This window comes from Methylobacterium sp. WL103 (assembly GCF_008039885.1).
GTDB classification, from domain to species: Bacteria; Pseudomonadota; Alphaproteobacteria; order Rhizobiales; family Beijerinckiaceae; genus Methylobacterium; species Methylobacterium cerastii.
Map to the genome: position 1 here is coordinate 1 of NZ_VRUX01001234.1, position 526 is coordinate 526.

General features: G+C 77.8%; 1 pseudogene. It reads left to right on the forward strand.

Going from position 1 to position 526, the window contains the following annotated elements:
- Positions 1–75: 75 nt before the first annotated feature.
- Positions 76–526, forward strand: a pseudogene (locus FV222_RS28780) (cyanate transporter); the annotation flags it as partial.

The following is a 526-nucleotide window of genomic DNA, read 5'->3' on the forward strand; positions in this document are numbered from 1 at the left end:
GGGCGCCCTCCGGGCCCGGCGGCTCGCGTGAGGCCGTCGCGGCCCGTCCCGCCCCTGCTGCTGACCTGCGGGCTGATGGCGGTGGCGTTCAACCTGCGTCCGGCCTTGAGCACCGTCGGGCCGCTGCTCTCGTCGATCCGCGAGGCGACGGGGCTCTCGGCGGCCGGCGCCGCGGTGCTGACCACGCTGCCCGTCCTCTGCCTCGGCCTCGCCTGCGCGCTGACGCCGCTCGTCCTGCGCCGGCTCGGCGCCGACCGCGGCGTGCTCCTCGGCATCGTCGTGGTCGCGGCCGGCCTGTCCCTGCGCGGTCTCGGCGGCTTCGCGTCGCTGTTTTCCGGCACGGCGGTCGCCGCCTTCGGCATCGGGCTCGCCAACGTGCTGCTGCCGGCGGTGGTCAAGCGCGACTTCCCCGGTCGCGCCGGGGCGATGACCGGGCTCTACACCATGACCCTCTGCCTCGGCGCCGCCGCCGGCGCCGGCTTCGCGGTGCCGATCGAGCAGGCGCTCGGCCGCGGCTGGCCGGCGG